Origin of the sequence: Dyella monticola (assembly GCF_003363155.1) — a bacterium.
GTDB lineage: Bacteria > Pseudomonadota > Gammaproteobacteria > Xanthomonadales > Rhodanobacteraceae > Dyella_B > Dyella_B monticola.
The window spans coordinates 1-20,576 of the sequence record NZ_QRBE01000010.1; the positions used below are offsets into that span (position 1 = coordinate 1).

A 20,576-nucleotide genomic window follows, 5' to 3' on the forward strand; every position below is an offset into this window, starting at 1 on the left:
AAAAACCGGCCTGCGTTGCCCGGAAAGCGGGCAATGGTGCATCCGCATCGAAGAGGGCCTGGTGCTGCACAAACGACGCTTCCGCAAGGGCGATGTACTGCCCACGTATCGCCGCTACCAACCCCGCTGGCTTAGCCTGCTGGACGATATCTTCGGCATGCGCTACCAGGACATCGAGGTTACTTGGGAGTTGGTGCGTCATGCCGATCACGCATCGTGAAAGGCCACGCATGCAAGGCGTCATCGACAGTAGCGGCCAAATTCCGGTGAAATACCCGTCCGGCACGCAGGCGTTAGGCGATGCCTTGTTTGCGCGGCCACTCGATGGCGCATGGCAAACGATTCTGCAACCGACCGCTGCCAGTTTGAACGTGCTGTGGCGCGCGAGCCTGGCGATGCCGTTCAACAGTGCTTTCGATGGGCGCTATCCGTTCTACGACACAAACGCCGATGCGTCATTCGCCGAATTGGGCCAGTACGTCAAACCCTTCACGGTATTGATCACACGACTCCTTGCCGTGGAGCTGGCCGGTGCTCGGCGCCCATTTATATGCACAAGGCGACGCCGGCTATCGCTTCGAAATCATGCCGCAACCCACGCCGAACGTGACGCACTCTGAGCTGACCATCGACAAGCAGCAGGTGGTGTACTTCAGCCAACAAGAGGCATGCTCGCTCATCGCGTGGCCGGGCGATGGGCTCAATGGCCACACCGCGCTAACGTGGCAAACGCTGGATGCCGGTGTGCGGCAGGTTTTGATCGCACAGGTGATTGGGCGTTCCTGCCCCTGCTCGCCAAGGTGAAGCCGCTCGATAGCACGCGCTATGAACTGACCTGATCGCCGCCGGATACCGAAGCGCTGCGTTATGTGCTGCGTACACAGGTCGGCGCCGGGCCGCTTGCTCTGTTAAAGCTGCGCGGCTTCACATTGCCCGAGCGTATCTTCATGTCACAGGAGCCTTCGCGTGTCGCTTGCAACAATGCTGGGCCATCCACCCTACCGCTGCCGACAGAACTGACAGCACCATGAGTTCACCGTTTGTTTTCAGGCGGTGCCTCCGCGCGGTCGCGTGCAGTACTGAGCGCTCTGCCGCAGTCCAAGGCCATGATTTCATCGAACATCATCCACCTGAGGCTAACTCGGCATGATCAAAGCTTTGCTGCCGTCAGCGTGTTCGCAACAAGCCGCTCGACCGGTGAAAGATTTGCTTCGAACGCTGGCGACAGTGCGTGCCGTTCGATCACGTATTTGGCCGTATTCATAAAGGCTTCCACGTTTCCGGCCCCGGACTCAACGATCAGCACCTTCAATGGAAGATCGATACCCGCAGCCGGGTTGGCAAGCATCAGCGGCGTACCGGCTTTGGGGCTGCCGAAGACGATGAGCGTGGTGGGTGGCATCGACAATCCCACCGCCACGGCCTCCGCTTGCTGATCGATGGTGGCAAATACCTTGATACCGTGCGCTGCGAATGCCGCATGCAACCGCTGCACGGTAACGTCGAATGAAAAGTTGCTTGCAAAACGCAGAACGCCGGAGCTTTCGGTTGAACGAGTCATTGTGCATCACCTCATCAGTGGTCGGCATGCATGCGCCGGATCCTGACCGTCGTGCCATCTTCATACGTAACCACAAAGGTCGAACCTTCGTGTGATTGCGATGTCACCGGCACCGGGTTCTCGGCGCGCGCCTCCAGAATGGCATCTTTGTTGAAGGCAGCCAGTTCCCCACTCGGCATAAGCACCATGGGTGGGCTGAACGGCTCGAAGCTCGTGTAGTAGTGACTTTGGCAGTCCGCGCAAGCGAGCGGTTCGGGAAAATGCTTCAACCAGATCCAATACTTGTTTTCATGTTGAATCAGGATGCGATTTTCGCTGTTCTGCGAGGCCGTGGCCGCACCGCTGGGATTCCACACGCGCACGATGCTGGCGCGACTGCAATCGACCGACGCGCATTCCTGCACCACGAGGTAGTCGTCATCGGCGAGGTAAGTGGGCTGCACGCTGAGTATGTCATCGGTCACCAGGGCCTGCGATGGAAACACCACGGAGGGTAGATGCGGATCCGTCCTGAAATCGCCGGAGATGAGATAACCGCCGTGATGTGATGTGTACGCCGGGGCAGTGACTTGCACGGGTGCAAGCGTGTTTTGCCCCACGACCCCACCCGGTGCGCAGATAGCGATAAATACCCATGTTTGCCTCAACATCGTCGCTTTCACGCCAGCTCCTGCCAAGACACCTCAGTGCCCGGATGGTACACGCTGCCTAGAGGCGGCGGCGAGCCGGCGGACATGGGCTGCCAGCGAGCCCGGAGCATCCGATTTGCGTGCATGTTTTGGTGAAGACCGAAACATCCCCCATCCCAGCGGACTAGCTTCACGCCAACAGCCTACTTCAGGATCACACATGCTCGCATCGCTCATGCTGGCGCTGGCTTCATCGGTTGCACTGCACGCTATTCCCGTCAACACGATCTATATCGACATGCCAGGTGCGCCCAAGCAACATCTCGCCCTGCACTGCGCACGCCCTGCTCAAGCTTCCCGCACGAGTGTGCTGTTTATTCATGGGGCGAGCTTCCCCACGATGCTGGCTTCCGGCTTCGAATTTGCACCGGGCGATTCCTGGCTCGAATACATGGCACGAAAAGGCTATGTTGCGTGCGGCCTGGATTTTCTCGGCTTTGGTGCGTCCAGCCGGCCGCCGGCAATGATGGGGCCGGCGCATGCCGCGGCACCGGTGACTGATGCAAACGAAGCCGCAAACGAAATCGCCCTTGCTGTGGATGCGTTGCGCAAAAAACAAGGCATGACGGCGGTCCACATCGTGGCGCATTCCTGGGGAACGGTAGCGGCCGCAGCTTTCGCGGCCCGTCATCCTGATGCGCTTTCGTCGCTGACGTTGTTCGGCCCGATCGTTCCGGTGAAGGCCACTGCCGACACTACGCCTCAAGCCGCCTGGTGGCCCCTTACCGCACAGCAACGCTTGGAGCAGCTGCGCTTCAAGGACGTCCTTCCGCCCGACCAGCATTTGCTCGAGCCCGCCGTGGACAACACCTGGGCGCCCTCCTTCGCCGCTTCCGTGCCCCATGTTGCGGGCGACAAGCCGGAAACATTGCGCATTCCCTACGGTCCGCTTGCTGATATCGATGCGGTTTCTGCGGGACAGTATCCCTATGACGCTCGGGACGTGATCGTTCCTGTTTTTGTGGTGTACGGCAACTACGATGACGTGGTGAACGATGCGGGTGCAACGTCTTTTCTTCAGAGGTTCACTGCCAGCCCGCTAAAGTGGCGCCTGCGCATCGACGATGGCACACACGTCATGCACTTGGAACGAAACAGGTATTCGCTCTACGAAAGCGTGAACGCTTTCATCCATGCCGCCGAAGACATGGCGCCCTGATGGTTACCACTATGCCCATCCGCTCACTGTTCGCCGTCGTTTTCGAGGTGAAGCCCAATCCTTCACACGCGGACGACTATTTGCAGATGGCTCGCAGCCTGCGCCCGGAGCTGGAGAAGATACCCGGCTTTCTGGAGAACGAACGGTTTCGCAGTCGCTCCCGCGATGGCTACCTGCTTTCCTTGTCCTTGTGGGATAACGAGAAAGCGATCGTGCATTGGCGAACGCTGGAGCAACACCATGCGGCGCAAGTGCGCGGACGGCAAGGTGTGCTCGACGATTATCGCATTCGCGTCGGTGAGGTTACGCGTGTTGCCGGCCCTTTTTCGGATCGCGATGTAGGTTGGGTTCGGCAGGATTCGACGCAAACGGGGCAAGCCACCGCCCTCACCCTCATCGATGGCCTGCTTTCATCACGTTCTTCGCTTTGGGAATCGGCTCATGCGGCGAACCCGGGTGTCGTCGACAGCGATGTGTTCGATCACCTCGATGGAGCTGGCCGCGTAGCGCTTCTGGCCGCATGGAACACCCAGGCGCAAGCGGATGATATCGCTCGTGAAGCCATCCGCCGCGACGATGCCGGCGCACGCGTCTATGCGATTCGAGTGATTCGCGATTACCGGCTGCGCGATCGCCGCGAGGCGCCCCAGTACTACCCGGCTGTCTAGCTTCTTCAGCCGTCTGTGAAGAAAGGCCTGCTTATCGGAACTGGTCCGTTCTTGCTATAAATGGGCGATCCGGCCGAAGACAAGCATGGGGGGAAAGACATGTCGAAGCATCGGTTCCAGCGCATTGCTGCGCTGTTTGGCAGCATGGCGATCGCTTGCGTGATGGGCGCGTCCGCGCTCGCCGCCGACACGACTACCGTTCCCAAACCCGTTGATCATCCTTGGCTGCTCAAGGCCGATCGCGTGTTTGATGCACGTAGCGAACAGGCTCATGCGGGCTGGGTCGTGCTGGTGCAAGGCGGCAAAATCGCCGCCGTGGGGTCCGCGTCGGATGTGCATGCGCCGCCCGGCACACAAACCATCGACCTGCCCGGCACCACACTGCTGCCTGGTCTGATCGATGCGCACTCGCACATTTTCCTGCATCCTTACAACGAAACGTTGTGGAACGATCAGGTTCTGAAAGAGACGCTCTCCTATCGCACCATCGAAGCCGTCAAACATGTGCACGACACCTTGATGGCCGGCTTCACCGCGCTGCGCGATCTGGGCACGGAAGGCGCAGGCTATTCCGACGTGGACGTGCAACATGCCATCAATGATGGCCTGATCCCTGGTCCGCACCTGTTCGTGGCCACGCGCGCGACGATTGCCGCCCATTGTTATGGCCCGGGACCGATGGGTTTTCGCACCGACATGACGATTCCGCAGGGCGGCATCCCGGTCAGCGGTGTTCCCGAGATGATCGACGCGGTGCGCGACCAGGCCGGCCATGGCGCGGACTGGATCAAGATCTATGCCGATTACCACTGCGGCAAAAGCAAGGGCTCCGTACCCACCTTCACACAGGAAGAATTGAACGCCGGCGTCGAAGCCGCCCACTCGCTGGGCCTGCCCGTTTCCGTGCACTCCACCACGGCAGAAGGCATGCGCCGTTCAGTGCTTGCCGGCGTCAACACCATCGAACATGGCTTCGGCGGGACGCCCGACGTATTCAGGCTGATGAAGCAGCACGACGTTGCCTATCTGCCCACGTTGGAAGCGGTCGCCGCATACGCCGAATACTTCCAAGGCTGGAAACCCGGTGACGCGCCGACCGCGGAAATGCAACAAGCCGCTAATGCATTCAAGTTCGCCATGCAAGCCGGCGTCACCATCGGCTGCGGCAGCGACGTGGGCGTATTCACCCACGGCACCAACTACAAAGAACTCGAATGGATGGTGCGCGACGGCATGTCACCCGCTCGCGCCCTGCTGGCCGCAACGGCCGTGGATGCGAAGATTTTGCGGCAGCAGGATAACTTCGGGCAGCTCAAGGCCGGGCTGGATGCGGACGTCATCGCTGTGCAAGGCGATCCTACCCAGGATATCAGCGCCATCGAGCACGTACCGTTTGTGATGAAAGGCGGTGCGATCTACAAGCAGCCGCAGTGAAGCTGCGTGTAGATCGTATCGGCATCAGGTTGGCAAGGACGCCAACTGCCTCTGTACCTTCACGCGAAATGGAATAACCGCCAGCAGCGCTATATTTAACGCTAAGGCAATCGGGGAAAATAGCAGCGTAGCCGCGATAATGCCGATGGTTAACACTGCCGGCAACGCGATAAGCCACCAGCGCGGCGATTTGCTGGTCCAAACGTGATGTGCGGCAACTGCATAAATAACTCCCAGCACCAATGAGCTGATCGTCGACATCAGTGAAGGCGAACTTGTAAAGAACCGCACCACGCCGACGACTGAATTGGCAAAAGCGGAATACGCCAGAACGCCGAACATGAACATCATGAGCTTGTGATCGCGCTCGCCCAGGTCACGACGCTGATTGCGCAAGGCGATTTCCGAACGTCGGCTGTCATCTACATTCAAGTTATCCATACGTGTTCCTCAAGTCCTTCAACGTGGATTCGATCGGGATTGAGGACGCCAGCCACACGCGCACCAGCAGCTGGCCGCGCAATTGGATTGCGTGGCTGTTTTTATAAATAGATCCCCTAAACCCGAATACCATTACGCCCTCTCACGAGGGCGTAATGCACACGTAGCATAGATGAGGCAATTACCCGTCACAACATGGGCAATTTCAGCCCCTGCTCCTTGGCGCACTGAACGGCGATTTCATATCCCGCATCCGCATGCCGCATCACACCGGTGCCTGGATCGTTCCACAGCACGCGCGCGATGCGCTTGTCAGCCGCTTCGCTACCATCGCACACAATCACCACACCCGAATGCTGGCTGTAACCCATGCCGACGCCACCACCGTGGTGGAAGCTTACCCAGGTCGCACCGCCGGCGGTGTTGAGCAAAGCGTTCAACAGCGGCCAATCGGAAACGGCATCGCTGCCATCTTTCATGGCTTCGGTTTCGCGGTTGGGGCTGGCGACGGAACCGGAATCCAAATGATCACGGCCGATCACGACGGGGGCTTTCAACTCGCCCTTGCGCACCATTTCGTTGAAGGCGAGACCGAGTTTGTGGCGTTGCCCCAAACCCACCCAGCAGATGCGCGCCGGCAAACCCTGGAAGCTGATGCGCTTTTGCGCCATGTCGAGCCAGTTGTGCAGGTGCGGATCGTCGGGGATCAGCTCCTTCACCTTGGCATCGGTTTTGATGATGTCTTCCGGATCGCCGGAAAGCGCGACCCAACGGAACGGCCCCACACCACGGCAGAACAGCGGGCGCACGAAGGCCGGTACGAAGCCCGGGAAATCGAACGCATTGGCACAGCCCTCGTCCTTCGCCATCTGGCGGATGTTGTTGCCGTAGTCGAACGTGGGAATGCCTTGCGCGTGGAAAGCGAGCATCGCTTCCACGTGTTTCTTCATCGATTTCTTGGCGGCATCGCGCGTGCCGTTCGGATCGCTCTTGCGGCGCTCGAACCACTGCTCCACCGTCCAGCCTTGCGGCAGATAACCGTTGACCGGATCGTGTGCGCTGGTTTGATCGGTAACGGCTTCAGGCTTCACGCCACGGCGCACGAGTTCGGGTAGCACGTCGGCAGCATTGCCGAGCAAGGCGATGGATTTCGCTTCGCCGGCCTTGGTGTATTTCTCGATGCGTGCCAATGCATCGTCGAGATCGCTCGCTTGCTCATCGACATACCGCGTCTTGAGGCGGAAATCGATGCGGCTTTGCTGGCATTCGATATTCAGGCTGCAGGCGCCGGCCAACGACGCGGCCAACGGTTGCGCACCGCCCATGCCACCGAGCCCGGCGGTGAGAATCCATTTACCCTTGAGGCTGCCGCCATAGTGTTGACGACCCATTTCAACGAAGGTTTCGTAAGTGCCTTGCACGATGCCTTGCGAGCCGATGTAGATCCATGAACCGGCCGTCATCTGGCCGTACATCATCAAGCCCTTCTTATCCAGCTCGTTGAAGTGCTCCCAGTTCGACCAGGCCGGCACGAGATTGGAGTTGGCGATCAGCACGCGCGGTGCGTCGGGGTGGGTGGGAAACACGCCCACCGGCTTACCCGATTGCACGAGCAAGGTTTCATCATCGTTGAGATCGCGCAGTGCGCGCAGGATGGCGTCGAAGCATTCCCAGTTGCGCGCGGCGCGACCAATACCACCGTAAACTACGAGTTCTGCCGGGTTTTCCGCCACGGCCGGATCCAGGTTGTTCTGGATCATGCGATACGGCGCCTCGGTAAGCCAGCTCTTGCAGGTGAGCTCCGTGCCGCGTGGGGCGTGAATGATGCGAGTGGTGTCGATGCGGGTGGGGGCGTTCATCGGGGTGCCTGCGACTGCCATGGGAAACCGTCATTATGGTCGTCCCGTTTCAAGGCCGCCAACTGCAGTGCGGCAAAAGCGCGGGCGCCAAATGCGGCGCTCAGCCGCGATTGACAGGCACGAACGCCGCGCCCAGACTCACTCGCGGAATCTGGGATGGTCGCTCCATCGACGCGGGAGGCCTTATGAGAGCGACAGGCTCGATGTACCGGACCGCCGTCATCGCTGCGCTGCTCGTCGCTACGAGCGGAGGATTGGCAGCCGACAGAAATACCCCCAGCGACGCCGAGCTCATTGCCAGCGCGATGCGTGCGGCGCCAGCAACCGTTGGAAAAGGGGCCACCATCATCGCCATGAATGCCGACGGCACCCTGCGCACGCTGCGCCAGGGCACCAACGGTTATACCTGCATGCCGGACAACCCGGCCACGCCCGGCCCCGATTCCATGTGCATGGATAAAAATGCATTGGCATGGGCCCAGGCCTATATGGCTCACAAACCGCCACCAACCGGCAAGATGGGGGTGATGTACATGCTCGAAGGCGGCACGGATGCCAGCAACACCGATCCCTACGCACCCAAACCGCTGCCGAACAATCATTGGATCAAGACCGGACCGCATTTCATGATCGTGGGTGCCGACCCTGCTTTCTACGACATGTACCCGAAGAGCCCGAACCCGGACACAAGCATGCCTTATGTGATGTGGGCGGGCACGCCGTACGAGCATTTGATGGCGCCGGTGAAATAACCGGTATCCGAAGGAACTGTCGCCCAACCGTTCCGGCATTCACGCGCGTGGCGCATGACCCGCGTAGCGCAACAGGTACTCACATGCCTGGCAGGTCGTTCTACGCCAACGATGTAACCCTCTGCCGGTGGCCTTCGAAGTAACCGGCGTTATTCCCGGAAACATACCCATGCGAACCCAACAATCGCTCTCCGCTCCAAGCCTGATGCTGCGATTTGCGCTCATAGCCATTGTGCTGATCCTTATCGTTCTCACATTCGTCTACGTTGGCGGATGGTTCGCGCCGCACCGAGTGACGGCGCAACGCATGGTCGATCAGTTGCAGACCAATGCGGGAGTGTTTTCCGGTTACCGGCGCAATCATGCCAAGGGTGTTTGCGTGGCGGGTTACTTCGACAGCAATGGACAGGCGCAGGCGTATTCGCTTGCACAAGTATTCGCGCCCGGCCGAACGCCCGTGGTGGGTCGCTTTGCGGTTCCTGTCGGCAACCCCTATGCACCCGACAGCAGTTCGCCGATTCGAAGCATGGCATTGCGTTTTACTCAAGCCAATGGCCAACAGTGGCGCACCGGCATGAACAGCATGCCGGTGTTTCCCGTTACCACACCGCAGGCATTCTTCGAACTATTGCAAGCGCAGCAGCCCGATCCTTCCACGCATAAACCCGATCCGGCAAAACTCGCTGCGTTCTTTGCCGCCCATCCGGAAACCGCCGCGTTTGGCGCGTGGGTGAAAACAGCGAAACCATCTGCCAGCTACGTGACCGAAAGCTATTGGAGCTTGAATGCGTTTGTCTTCGTCGATGCAAACGGCGTACACCATGCGGTGCGCTGGCGGATGGTGCCGGAAGCGAGCGATGCATCAACCGGCGGCAGCGATCCGAATTATCTCGATGCCGATCTCGCGCAACGGCTGGCACAAGGCCCGCAGCGCTGGCATCTGGTGATTACCCTGGCCAATCCTGGCGATCCCACCAATGATGCGACCAAAGAATGGCCATCCGATCGTCGTGAGGTCGATGCGGGCACGCTGGTACTCACCAGCACCACGCCGCAGGAAAGCGGTGCCTGTCGCGATATCAACTATGACCCGACCGTGCTGCCGCACGGCATCGAGATATCGGATGACCCCCTGCTTCCCGCGCGCTCGGCAGCGTATGCCACGTCCTATTTACGCCGCACCAGCGAAGAAGCGCATTTGCCAGGTACCGCCACACCGAAAACCTCACCGGAGGCCAACTGATGACTCGCGCTCCTGCATCCTTTGTATGGGCCGCCCGTGCGCTGCACTGGTTGATGGCGATACTGATTGTGTCGATGCTGTTCATCGGCGTGGGCATGGTGGCATCCGTCTCCGAACGCCACGCGTGGTTGATCGCCATTCACAAGCCGCTTGGCATCGCCATCCTCCTTCTTGCCATCGTGCGATTGATCGTACGTCTGCGCAATCCGCCGCCGCCCTTGCCTGATGATCTGCCTGCTATCCAAAAAATCGCTGCGTACGCATCGCACTACTTGCTCTATGCACTGATGCTGGTCATCCCGCTCGTTGGCTGGGCCATGCTGTCGGCGGGCGGCTATCCGGTGATGCTGAGTCATTCGCTGCGGCTTCCGCCGATTTTCCCTGTGAGCGCGACAGCCTTCGCGATCCTGCGTCATACGCATGCGTGGCTGGCGATGTTGTTGTTCCTCACCTTCCTCGCACACCTGGGTGCCGCGCTGTATCACGGATTGATTCGGCGCGATGGCGTGCTTTCGAGCATGACCGGTTTTGGCCGCAAACCTGAGGGGAACGTGGCAGAGCCGCCGCCTTCGCTGCCGCAGGAATAGAACGACCCTCCCCCGCATCGCGGGGAGGTTTAAAGGCGATTGGCATTGATGTCCGAAAACGGCGAGTTTTGCGCTGGCGATGATGTTAGCCTGCGTACATGCCAAATCCTCCCGCCCTCCCCGCGCTGGACCCGCAGACCTGCGAACGGGCTCGGTTGAGCCGCGACGCACGCTTCGATGGATTGTTCTTCATTGCCGTGCGCAGCACCGGCATTTATTGCAGGCCGGTGTGCCCTGCACCGTCGCCTAAGCGTGAAAACATTCGTTACTACACCACCGCCGCGGCCGCCGAAACGGCAGGTTTCCGTCCGTGCCTGCGCTGCAGGCCGGAACTGGCGCCTGGCAACGATGCATGGCAACGCGGCGATCATGTGATAACACGGGCCTTGAAGCTGATCGAAGGCGGATTACTGCAGGACCACCCCGTGGACGAGCTGGCACGACGCGTGGGCCTCGGCGCACGTCAATTACGCCGGCTGTTCGTGGAACGACTGGGCGCGCCGCCGATCGATGTGCACACCACGCGCCGCCTGTTGTTCGCCAAGCAACTGCTGACTGAAACGCGCATGCCCGTCACGGAAGTCGCGCTTGCGTCGGGGTTCGGCAGCCTGCGCCGCTTCAATGCGGCGTTTGCGCAAGCCAATCGCATGCCACCGCGCGATCTACGTCGTCAACCGCATGCAGGCAGCGCAGACTGGTTGACGCTGCGGCTGAACTATCGGCCACCTTACGATTTTGCATCGATGCTGGCGTTTCTACGCGGCCGTGCGCTGCCCGGCATCGAAGTCGTCGACGAAGAAAGTTATTCGCGCGTATTCGGCCCCACGCAATCGCCGGGCTGGTTGCGCCTGAGCGCATGGACCGGCCAAGAAAATGCGCTGCGCCTCCAACTGCATTGCCCGCAACCGGCGCAGATGCTGAATGTGGTGACGCGCATCCGCCGCATGTTCGACCTGGATGCCGATCCGCAAGCCATCGCCGATGCGCTGCATCCCGATCGACCGATGCGTGCGTTATTGCGCAAGCACCCAGGCCTTCGCCTGCCTGGAAGCTGGGATGGTTTCGAAGTAGCGGTACGCGCCATTCTCGGTCAACAAGTCAGTGTGGCGGCGGCGCGCACGCTGGCGTCGCGGATCGTGCACCGCTATGGCGAGCCATTGCCGACGGCAATCGCACCTGGCCTTGAGTGCCTATTCCCTACACCGGATGCGTTGGTTGATGCGGATCTGGGCGCTCTGGGCATTACCACGGCCCGCGCACAAAGCATCCGTGGCGTAGCGCGTGCCGTTTTGGATGGCCGCGTAGATTTTCGCGTGGAGCAATCACTGGACGAATTCGTCCAGCGCTGGGTAGCGTTGCCGGGCATCGGCGAGTGGACCGCGCATTACATGGCGATGCGCGCATTGAGTCACCCGGATGCATTTCCCGCGGCCGATCTGATTCTGCGCCGCGCCGCTTCGCAAGGTGCGGACATGCTCACCACCAAAGCCTTGACGCAACGCGCCCAAGCCTGGCGCCCGTGGCGTGCCTATGCGGTGATCCATCTGTGGCGTAGCGCCAGCTCATCCAGCAAGCCAGCAGCACCTCGAGCGAGAGTAACGGCATGACGACATCGAACGACATCATCTGGTACGACCACATGTCCACGCCAATCGGCAGCCTGTTGCTGGCGGCCGATGCCAGCGGTCTGCGTGAAGTGTGGTTTGAAACCGGCAAGCACCGTAGAGCGCCCGACCCTGCATGGAAGCACGATCCATCCAAGCTCACGTTCGCGCGCACGCAACTGGATGAGTACTTCGCCGGCACGCGCAAACACTTCAAACTGCCGCTGCATCCGCTGGGAACGAGCTTCCAGGTGACGGTATGGCAAGCACTGGCAAAGATTCCCTACGGCACCACCATCAGCTACGGCGAACTCGCACGCCGCATCGGCCAGCCGCAGGCGATGCGTGCTGTGGGTGCCGCCAATGGACGCAACCCTCTGCCGATTGTGCTGCCTTGCCATCGCGTGATCGGCAGCAATGGCAGTCTGACTGGTTTCGGCGGCGGTTTGCCGACGAAGCGCTTTTTGCTGGCGATGGAAGACCGTGTGGCACGTGGCGATCTGTTCGGCGATTGCAATGCGCTTCCATTGGCGTGATGTATTCCCGCTCCAGCGGACGTTGGGGCACCGAATGATCCCCATACGTTAAGCAACCTGGGGATGCCGTGTTTACAATGTGCCTCTTTCCCGGCGTTGCATGGCATGTCTCGCGCACAACATCTTCCCAGTCTGGCGATCATCGGCGGTGGCCCTGCGGGGCTGATGGCGGCCGAAACCGCACGTGCGCACGGTGCGGAGGTGGATGTGTATGAAGCCAAAGGTTCCGTCGGGCGCAAATTTCTGATCGCCGGCAAAGGCGGCATGAACCTTACGCACAGCGAAGCACGACCCGGCTTCGAGCAGCGCTATGGCGAGCGTGTCCATGAGGTCGCCGCATGGCTGGACGATTTCGATGCCGATGCACTGCGCGCGTGGGCACGTGAGCTGGGCGTGGAAACCTTCGTGGGGAGCTCCGGCCGCGTTTTTCCGAACGACTTGAAGGCCGCGCCGTTATTGCGCAGCTGGGTGCATCGCCTACGCGAGAGTGGTGTGCGCTTTCACGTGCATCATCGCTGGCTTGGCTGGCGCGATGATGGCGCGTTACGGTTCGCTACGTCGGATGGCGAATGCTTTGTACGCACGGACGCCGTCGTGCTCGCATTGGGCGGCGGTAGCTGGCCACAGCTTGGTTCGGATGGTGCATGGCAATCGTGGTTGACGCAGCGTGGCGTTGAGGTAGCACCGTTGCAGGCATCCAATTGCGGGTTCGACATCGCATGGAGCACGTATATGGCGACACATCACGCCGGTGCGCCGCTCAAGTCCGTGGTTGCACGCTGGTACGACACGTCCGGAACGTTGCAGCAACGCCGTGGTGAATGCGTGATGACACAAACCGGTATCGAAGGCAGCCTGATCTATGCGCTCTCGGCCGACCTGCGCAAAAGCATCGCCCGGCACGGTCACGCCGTGCTCGAACTGGATCTCGCACCGGATCGTACCGTGGAGCGCCTCGCTCACGATCTGGCCAAGCCCCACGGGCGCCGCAGCTTAGCCGAACATCTGCGTCGCCAGACGGGATTGACCGGCGTGAAGGTCGCGTTGCTGCATGAAGTGCTGGATCCGGCGCAACGCCACGATCCCGACGTCCTGGCCCGTACCATCAAGAGCCTGCCGCTACGCCTCACCCAGGCGCGCCCGCTGGCCGAGGCCATCAGCAGTGCCGGTGGCGTGCGGTTCGACGCCACGGACCGCTCGCTCATGCTGACAGCCCTGCCCGGTGTGTTTTGTGCGGGCGAAATGCTGGACTGGGAAGCACCCACCGGCGGCTATCTTTTGACGGCGTGCTTCGCCAGTGGCTACCGCGCGGGCCGCGCCGCCGCGGCGTGGCTTGAGCAGTCCGCCCGCCAGCCTCGCTAAAACACCGAGCCGGCAGCGGAAAACCCTTGCAAAGTCACGGGTTTTGCGACTAAAACGCACGCAGCATCAGCGCAGTATTTCCCCGATCGGCACTCCGCGATCGAGGTGCGTCACCTCTCGTTGAAGATCTTTCATGTTCTGGCAACTCGAAGGAGGCGAACCATGTGCGACCGTGCTTCATGTGATCATGCTTTGCATTCGCTGCAATCACGCAGACAGTTCCTGGGTATGAGCCTGGGATGGCTCGCCGTTACGGCGCTCGCTCCCACGCTGGCGTTCGCGGATAAGGCGCCACCGCAAAACGCCATTTCGCCGGATGCCGCGTTACGGCGCCTGCTCGCAGGTAACGCGCTGTACGCGGCCAACAAGCTTGATGCCAAGGATTTCTCCGTCGGCCGCGCCGCACGTGCAAAAGCGCAATACCCGATCGCCGCGATCCTTGGCTGCGCCGACTCACGCGTAGCGCCGGAGCTGGTGTTCGACCAAGGGCCGGGCGATCTGTTCGTGGTGCGCGTGGCCGGCAACTATCTGAGTGGCGACAGCCTGGCGAGCCTCGAATACGCGGTGGGAGTGCTCAAGGTGCCGTTGATCGTGGTGCTTGGCCACACCGAGTGCGGTGCGGTCAAGGCCACCATCAGCGAGATCAAACAACCTGCACCGCTGCCGGGACATATCTGGGATATCGTGGACGCCGTGCGGCCGGGCATCACCAAAGCGGTGGAAGCCGGCGGCAACGATGTCCTGGTCAATGCCATCGGCGCGAATGTCGATTACAACGTATCGCGCATCGCATCGGCACAGCCGGTGATATCCAAAGCGGTAAGCGAGGGCAGCGTGAAGGTGGTGGGCGGGGTCTATCAACTGGCCACCGGCAAGGTGCTGATGCGACAACCCGCATGAAGACCGCGCGCCATGCCGGTACGGCATGGCGCGCCTGTCTCGGAGGGTGGCAACGGGCGCGAATTCCTGCGATCGACGGTGACCTGCTGAATTAGTCATATAAGTACGTCATCATTCGCAACTGGTCATTCGAAAAAACGGATCGCGTTGCCCATGAAATGCCTGCCCCGCCTGTTGCTCTGTTCGTTCGTCGTGTTCGGCGCCGCCTGTGCCACGCATCCAGCGGCACCATCCGCACCGAGCCCGGCGCAGCAGGCGAAGGTGGCAAGCACCGCGCCACTGCTGCTCATTTCCATTGACGCCTACCGAGCCGACTACATCCATCGCGGCTTCAGCCCCACTCTCGCGCAACTGGCGGCAACAGGCGTGCATGCCGACTCGATGCAGCCTTCGTTTCCTTCGCTCACCTTTCCCAACCACTACGCCATCGTCACGGGCATGGTTCCCGATCACAACGGCATCGTGAACAACACGATGGTCGATCCTGAATTGGGCAAGTTCTCGCTGAGTGATCGCAAGGCGGTGAGTAATGGCCTGTGGTGGGACGAGGCCACGCCGCTATGGGTGACGGCCGATGAAAACGGGCTGCGTACGGCCACCATGTTCTGGCCGGGTTCGGAAGCGGATATCCAGGGTAAGCACCCGGATTATTGGAAACCCTATGACGGCAAGGTAACGCCCGATCAGCGCGTGGATCAGGTGCTCAAATGGCTGGATCTGCCGCAAGACCAGCGGCCGGGCTTCATCACCCTGTACTTCGATGCGGTCGACCATGCCGGCCATTCGTATGGGCCGGATTCGCCCGAGGTGAACCAGGCGCTTCGTGAAACCGATGAAGCGATGACGCGCCTTGTGGAGGGACTTCGCCAACGTAACCTGCTGGACGCGATCAACATCATCGTGGTGGCAGACCATGGCATGGCCAGCGTCCCGAAAGAAAACAGCGTTCTGATCGACACGCTGATGCCGATGGATGACGTGCAGGAAGTCAGCCTGGGCGTGGTGGCCGGCTTCAACCCCAAGCGCGGCCATGATTTCAACGCCATCGAGGAGAAGATGGAGCAGCCGCAGCAGCACATGCAGTGCTGGGACAAGACGCGCATACCCAAGCGCTTCAACTACGGCGCCAATGCGCGCGTGCCGCAATTGGTGTGCCTGGCCGATGTGGGCTGGCGCATCACCACCACCAAGTATCTGGCCAAGCATCCGCACGTCAGCATCGGAGAACATGGCTATGACAATGCCGATCCGCGCATGCAGGCGCTGTTCGTGGCTCACGGACCCGCGTTCCAGAGCGGCATCCGGTTTCATAGCTTTCCCAACGTGGACGTCTATCCGCTGATGGCGCACTTGCTCGGCGTCACGCCGAACTTCAGCGATGGGAAGCTTGAAGATGTGCAGGGGATGTTGAAGCCGGTGCCTGCCACCACGGCAGCGCCGTAACACCGTGTGCTCCCTCTGCCTGCCGGCAAGAGGGAGCACTTGAGCTGCGCCGCGCATGCCGCGACAGTAGCGACATGAACATCGAACTTCGTCACCTGCGCTATTTCGTCGCCGTTGCCGACACCCTGCATTTCGGCAAGGCGGCGGAACGGCTGGGCATGTCGCAGCCGCCGCTCAGCCAGCAGATTCGTCAATTGGAAGAAACCGTTGGCGCGCGCCTGCTTATGCGCACCAACCGCCGCGTGGCCCTCACCGAGCCGGGCCGGGTGTTTCTGCAGGAGGCGCGCGATATTCTGGCGCGCGTGGATCACGCCGTGGATCTTGCCCAGCGCGCGCAGCGCGGTGAGCTCGGTGAACTGCACATTGGCTTCACGCGCACCACTCCGCTTTCGCAGGATATTCCCGGCGCCATCTTTGCCTTTCGCCAGCGCTTTCCCGCCGTGCATCTGCAACTGGAGGAAATGAACTCCTTGCAGCAGATCGATGCGCTGCTCGAACGCCGATTGCACATCGGCATTCTGCGACCTGGCACGTTGCCGACAACGCTGGTTTCCAAGCGGTTGTTCCGCGATCCGCTGGTGGCCGTCATGCGCTCGGATCATCCCGCACTAAAGCGCGTGGGGGCGCGCGGAAAACTGCCTACCAAGGCGCTGGCGCAGGAACCGTTCGTGGTGTTCGCGCGCAACGCTGGCGCGGGCGTACATGAACACGTACTCACGTTGTGCCGCGAAGCGGGTTTCGCGCCGCGTATTTCGCAAGAAGCGCGCGAGGCATCCACCATCATCGGCCTGGTCGCGGCAGGTTTCGGCGTTGCCATTCTGCCGGCATCGTGTAGCCACATTAACGTGGAAGGGGTCAGCTACGTGCCGCTGATGGAAGCCAATGCGATGTCGGAAATCCATGTGGTGTATCGCGACGATGAGCGCTCGCCGCTTGTGCCACGCTTTGTTCAATTGCTCACCGCCAGCAAAAGCTAGTGCTTTGCTCACGGCATTGCACCCTTGCTCATCGGCGTGGGTGGCGTAACGAGCAGCGGCAGCGGCGGCAGGCGATACAAACGCAGCGCGATCAACAAACCCATCAGCACCAACACGCCGACGAACAGCGCGACGCCGTACCATCCATCCGCTGCATAGAACAAGCCTCCGCTCCACCCTGCAATGCTCGATCCCATGTAGTAACTGAACAGGTACATGGACGATGCCTGCGCCTTGGCGACACCGCCGCGCCGCCCTACCCAACTGCTCACGATCGAGTGCCCACCGAAGAAGCCGAAGGTGATGGCAGTGATGCCGAGAATGATCAGCCACAACGACGACATCGCCGTGCACGCCACACCCACCAGCATCAGCACGAACGCCGTCCACAGGACTTTGCGTCGACCGAGCTTGCCTGCCAGATGCCCCATCCATGCGGAACTGAACGTACCCACCAGATAGATACCGAAAATCAGGCCCACCACGCTCTGACTGAGGTTGTACGGCGCCGCCATCAAGCGATAGCCCAGATAGTTGTAGACAGTGACGAACGCGCCGAGCAGCAAGAACCCTTCCGTGAACAACCACGGCAAACCCGGGTCGCGAAACATGCCGGCGAACCGCCCAAGCAACGCGCGCCATTGCAACGCCTGCGGATGAAAGTGACGCGAAGACGGCAACGCCTTCCAAAACACCAGGCCGGACACCAGCCCGATCACGCCAACCACACCCACGCCCGCCCGCCAGCCGGCGAAATCCGCCACCACGCCGGCAATCAGGCGTCCGCTCATGCCACCTACCGCACTGCCGCTGATGTACAGCCCCATGCCGAGGCCGATCGAGTCGGCATGCATTTCTTCGGTGAGATACGTCATCGCCACCGCGGGCAAGCCGCTGAGCGCGATGCCCAGCAGTGTGCGTAGCGTGAGCAAGGCATACCAGTTCGGCATGGCTGCCGTCAGCAGCACCAGCACTGCCGACGAGAGCAGCGACGCCACCATGACGGTCTTGCGCCCCAGCGCATCGGATAGACCACCCGCAAACAACATCGCAAACGCCAGCACACCCGTCGTCAATGAAAGCGACAAAGCACTGGTAGCTGCACTTATTCCGTAGTGCCGACTGAATTGCGGCATCAGCGGTTGCACGCAATAAAGCAGGCCGAACGTGGCCAAGCCCGCCGCGAACAAGGCAAGGTTGGTACGCTTGAAAGCTGGCGTACCGTGGCGAATCAGATCATCCGGTGAATCAGGGTTGCTCATACTGGCTAGGGGGCCTGGAATGGCATATCGAATGCTTCAGAGCATAAGGCCATGCTGGTAGACGGTCGATAATGCGGCAGGTACGGCTCGATAGCCGGCATATATCAATCCCGCAAGGCAGCCTCCGATAAAGCATCGCGCACGATGCCGAGCACCTGGGCAGGCGCTTCCAGATTGGCGTGATGCCCAGCCCCCTGCGCCACGATCATGCGTGCGCGCGGCATACCGTCCCGCAGTTCTTTCGCTAGGTGATGCACTTCGATCTGGTCTTCGCGGCCAACGATCAGAACGGTCGGTGCGTCGACCTCATGCAGGCGATCGAGCGCTGCGGGTTTTGGCGTGCGTTGATCGCGTGTCGCAAACGTCCAATAGCTGATATTGCGTTTAAACAGATGCGTCGTCATCGCCTCCACATGGTTGCGTACCGCAACGTCCACATCACTTTGCGCACGACGCGGACCGTCGGTAAAAGCGCGCAATGAGCTGTCGATCAAGCCATTCACATCGAAACTTGCTAATGCCTGCCCAAACGCACGCGCTGCTGGCGTGCTATTGGCGAATCGACCCCAGTAACCAGCGCCAACGAAAATCAGCGCACTCACCCGTTCTGGATGTGCCAGCGAGAAATCCAACGCGGTTGCCGCACCACCGGAACAAGCGAGCAAGGCGGTGCGCTGTACGTTGCACGCATCCAGCACAGCGGCGAGGTCTTCATGATGCGCGTAGCGGCCAGGTTCGATCGTGGAGCGGCCAAAACCACGCGCGTCGTAACGGATGACATGATGGCTATCGGCCAGCGCGGCAAATTCATTGTTCCACTGTCCGCTGTCCACCAGGAAGCCGTGCAACATCGTGATCGGCTCGCCCTCGCCTGCTTCTTCCACATGCAGGCGAGCGTGTTCAACTTCGACCCAGTGTGATGTTGATGGGTTGGTCATGGTATTTCCCTTCAGGCTAAGCAAAGAAAAATCAGCGTGCCTTGATCTCACGTGCCTCAAGCTTGGGCACGAATACCGGCGCCGCATAACCGGCGGGCTTGTCCCCCACGGCCACGCCACCGTGGATACGTGTCTGCTGGATGTCCGCGAACATGTAATAAGGGAATGGCTTTTCCGGAGCGCTCACCGCATCGAGCCGCGCGCGCAGTTCCGTCGACAGCTCGAACGAAAGCGCCGCAAGATTGGCCTCGAGCTGTTCCAGCTTGGTGGCGCCGATAATCACGGAGGCAACCCCCGGCTGCGTGGCGACCCAATTTAAGGCGACTGCCGCCATGCTGTGACCGGCTTCCTTTGCGACCTTTTCCAGCTCCGCCACGATGTCCCAGTTCCGCTTGGTGAAGCGTTCGAACCCCGGTGCGCGGGTGACCTTGGCCAACCGTCCGTCACCCTCACCACCCTGCTGACTGGCTTTGTATTTACCCGACAACATGCCCATCGCGAGCGGGCTCCACACCGTAATGCCCAAACCGAGAGTTTGTGCCAGCGGTACGTATTCATGCTCGATGTTGCGCTCGGCCAGCGAATATTCGAGTTGCATGTTGACCAGTGGCGTCAACCCATGTGCCTCAGCAAGGGTCTGCGCGCGAGCCGCGTACCAGGCAGGAATGTCCGAAAGGCCTGCATAACGGATTTTGCCGGCACGTACCAGATCATCAAACGTGCGTACCACTTCTTCGGCCGGTGTGATGCGATCCCAGGTGTGCAGCAGATAAAGGTCGATGTAATCCGTTCGCAGGCGACGCAGCGAACCCTCCACCGCACGCATGATGTTCTTGCGCCCGTTGCCGCCCGCATTCGGATTGCCCGGTTCAGCGTTGTAAGTGAACTTGGTGCTCAACACCACGCGATCGCGCGTGCCGCTTTCCTGGATGAACTTGCCCAGCATGCTTTCGCTGGCGCCTTCGGTGTACATGTCAGCGGTGTCGATGACATTGCCGCCGGCATCCAGATAACGATCGAACATGGCACGTGCGGTGTCTTCTGCCGCACCCCAGCCCCAGTTTTCGCCGAACGTCATGGCACCAAGGGCGAGACGGCTTACGCGCAAACCGGAACGACCGAGTGTGAAGTAGTGATCGAGCGACATGGCTGAACTCCGTG

The 20,576-nt window shown here is 60.7% G+C and carries 21 protein-coding genes and 1 pseudogene; 15 read left to right on the forward strand and 7 right to left on the reverse strand.

The window, feature by feature from the left end; all coding sequences use genetic code 11:
- The 3 genes and pseudogenes from DWU98_RS22280 to DWU98_RS22290 all read left to right on the forward strand — a co-directional run.
- A pseudogene (locus tag DWU98_RS22280) lies at positions 1-220 on the forward strand (SEL1-like repeat protein); the annotation flags it as partial.
- On the forward strand, positions 201-620 hold the full coding sequence (locus DWU98_RS22285) for a hypothetical protein (RefSeq protein ID WP_230474870.1): 420 nt from the start codon (positions 201-203) through the stop codon (positions 618-620). The pseudogene DWU98_RS22280 and the gene DWU98_RS22285, both read left to right, overlap by 20 nt.
- Positions 607-804 carry a hypothetical protein gene (locus tag DWU98_RS22290; protein WP_230474871.1) on the forward strand — a complete coding sequence of 66 codons (198 nt, stop codon included), beginning with the start codon at positions 607-609 and terminating at the stop codon, positions 802-804. The genes DWU98_RS22285 and DWU98_RS22290 overlap by 14 nt, the downstream gene beginning before the upstream one ends.
- 346 nt (positions 805-1,150) lie before the next feature.
- Here DWU98_RS22290 and DWU98_RS15320 read toward each other — a convergent pair whose 3' ends face one another.
- Both DWU98_RS15320 and DWU98_RS15325 read right to left on the reverse strand, forming a co-directional pair.
- Complete coding sequence (locus DWU98_RS15320; protein ID WP_115496440.1) at positions 1,151-1,561, reverse strand: DUF302 domain-containing protein; 411 nt, start codon at positions 1,559-1,561, stop codon at positions 1,151-1,153.
- Between the two features lie 14 nt (positions 1,562-1,575).
- Positions 1,576-2,223 carry a hypothetical protein gene (locus DWU98_RS15325; RefSeq protein WP_147293338.1) on the reverse strand — a complete coding sequence of 216 codons (648 nt, stop codon included), beginning with the start codon at positions 2,221-2,223 and terminating at the stop codon, positions 1,576-1,578.
- Between the two features lie 187 nt (positions 2,224-2,410).
- On the opposite strand from DWU98_RS15325, the gene DWU98_RS15330 reads away from it, so the two are divergent.
- The 3 genes from DWU98_RS15330 (at position 2,411) to DWU98_RS15340 (ending at position 5,511) form a co-directional block, all read left to right on the forward strand.
- Positions 2,411-3,409, forward strand: coding sequence for an alpha/beta hydrolase (locus tag DWU98_RS15330; RefSeq protein ID WP_115496442.1), 999 nt, complete (start codon positions 2,411-2,413; stop codon positions 3,407-3,409).
- 11 nt (positions 3,410-3,420) lie between these two features.
- Entirely contained in the window at positions 3,421-4,077 is a 657-nt protein-coding gene (locus DWU98_RS15335) for an antibiotic biosynthesis monooxygenase family protein (RefSeq protein ID WP_158545072.1), read from the forward strand.
- Positions 4,078-4,176: 99 nt separating this feature from the next.
- Positions 4,177-5,511: a metal-dependent hydrolase family protein gene (locus DWU98_RS15340; RefSeq protein ID WP_115496595.1), complete on the forward strand. Its 1,335-nt coding sequence runs from the start codon at positions 4,177-4,179 to the stop codon at positions 5,509-5,511.
- 24 nt (positions 5,512-5,535) lie between these two features.
- On the opposite strand, the gene DWU98_RS15345 is transcribed toward DWU98_RS15340, so the two are convergent.
- Both DWU98_RS15345 and hutU read right to left on the reverse strand, forming a co-directional pair.
- Positions 5,536-5,952 carry a hypothetical protein gene (locus tag DWU98_RS15345; protein ID WP_115496444.1) on the reverse strand — a complete coding sequence of 139 codons (417 nt, stop codon included), beginning with the start codon at positions 5,950-5,952 and terminating at the stop codon, positions 5,536-5,538.
- A 188-nt stretch (positions 5,953-6,140) separates the two neighbouring features.
- The gene (gene hutU, locus DWU98_RS15350) at positions 6,141-7,811 is read right to left on the reverse strand and encodes a urocanate hydratase (RefSeq protein WP_115496445.1); all 1,671 of its coding nucleotides are present in this window, start codon (positions 7,809-7,811) and stop codon (positions 6,141-6,143) included.
- A gap of 185 nt (positions 7,812-7,996) precedes the next feature.
- On the opposite strand from hutU, the gene DWU98_RS15355 reads away from it, so the two are divergent.
- The 9 genes from DWU98_RS15355 (at position 7,997) to DWU98_RS15395 (ending at position 17,215) form a co-directional block, all read left to right on the forward strand.
- Complete coding sequence (locus DWU98_RS15355) at positions 7,997-8,563, forward strand: hypothetical protein (protein ID WP_115496596.1); 567 nt, start codon at positions 7,997-7,999, stop codon at positions 8,561-8,563.
- Positions 8,564-8,732: 169 nt separating this feature from the next.
- Positions 8,733-9,806 carry a catalase family peroxidase gene (locus tag DWU98_RS15360; RefSeq protein WP_115496446.1) on the forward strand — a complete coding sequence of 358 codons (1,074 nt, stop codon included), beginning with the start codon at positions 8,733-8,735 and terminating at the stop codon, positions 9,804-9,806.
- Positions 9,806-10,393 carry a cytochrome b gene (locus DWU98_RS15365; protein ID WP_115496447.1) on the forward strand — a complete coding sequence of 196 codons (588 nt, stop codon included), beginning with the start codon at positions 9,806-9,808 and terminating at the stop codon, positions 10,391-10,393. The genes DWU98_RS15360 and DWU98_RS15365 overlap by 1 nt, the downstream gene beginning before the upstream one ends.
- Before the next feature lie 98 nt (positions 10,394-10,491).
- A complete protein-coding gene (locus DWU98_RS15370) occupies positions 10,492-12,000 on the forward strand; it encodes an AlkA N-terminal domain-containing protein (RefSeq protein ID WP_115496448.1) in 1,509 nt (502 codons plus the stop codon).
- A complete protein-coding gene (locus DWU98_RS15375; protein WP_115496449.1) occupies positions 11,997-12,533 on the forward strand; it encodes a methylated-DNA--[protein]-cysteine S-methyltransferase in 537 nt (178 codons plus the stop codon). The genes DWU98_RS15370 and DWU98_RS15375 overlap by 4 nt, the downstream gene beginning before the upstream one ends.
- A gap of 105 nt (positions 12,534-12,638) precedes the next feature.
- Positions 12,639-13,895: a TIGR03862 family flavoprotein gene (locus tag DWU98_RS15380; RefSeq protein WP_196239522.1), complete on the forward strand. Its 1,257-nt coding sequence runs from the start codon at positions 12,639-12,641 to the stop codon at positions 13,893-13,895.
- A gap of 162 nt (positions 13,896-14,057) precedes the next feature.
- Positions 14,058-14,795 (forward strand): carbonic anhydrase, encoded by a 738-nt coding sequence (locus DWU98_RS15385; RefSeq protein ID WP_115496451.1) that lies wholly within the window; start codon positions 14,058-14,060, stop codon positions 14,793-14,795.
- Positions 14,796-14,948: 153 nt separating this feature from the next.
- Positions 14,949-16,238 carry an alkaline phosphatase family protein gene (locus DWU98_RS15390; RefSeq protein ID WP_115496452.1) on the forward strand — a complete coding sequence of 430 codons (1,290 nt, stop codon included), beginning with the start codon at positions 14,949-14,951 and terminating at the stop codon, positions 16,236-16,238.
- A 74-nt stretch (positions 16,239-16,312) separates the two neighbouring features.
- On the forward strand, positions 16,313-17,215 hold the full coding sequence (locus tag DWU98_RS15395) for a LysR family transcriptional regulator (protein WP_115496453.1): 903 nt from the start codon (positions 16,313-16,315) through the stop codon (positions 17,213-17,215).
- Between the two features lie 8 nt (positions 17,216-17,223).
- On the opposite strand, the gene DWU98_RS15400 is transcribed toward DWU98_RS15395, so the two are convergent.
- The 3 genes from DWU98_RS15400 to DWU98_RS15410 form a co-directional block, all read right to left on the reverse strand.
- Positions 17,224-18,477, reverse strand: a complete 1,254-nt coding sequence (locus DWU98_RS15400) for an MFS transporter (protein ID WP_115496454.1) — start codon at positions 18,475-18,477, stop codon at positions 17,224-17,226.
- 104 nt (positions 18,478-18,581) lie between these two features.
- Positions 18,582-19,415, reverse strand: a complete 834-nt coding sequence (locus DWU98_RS15405; protein WP_158545073.1) for an alpha/beta fold hydrolase — start codon at positions 19,413-19,415, stop codon at positions 18,582-18,584.
- A gap of 31 nt (positions 19,416-19,446) precedes the next feature.
- Positions 19,447-20,562, reverse strand: coding sequence for an aldo/keto reductase (locus tag DWU98_RS15410; RefSeq protein ID WP_115496456.1), 1,116 nt, complete (start codon positions 20,560-20,562; stop codon positions 19,447-19,449).
- Positions 20,563-20,576: the final 14 nt, after the last annotated feature.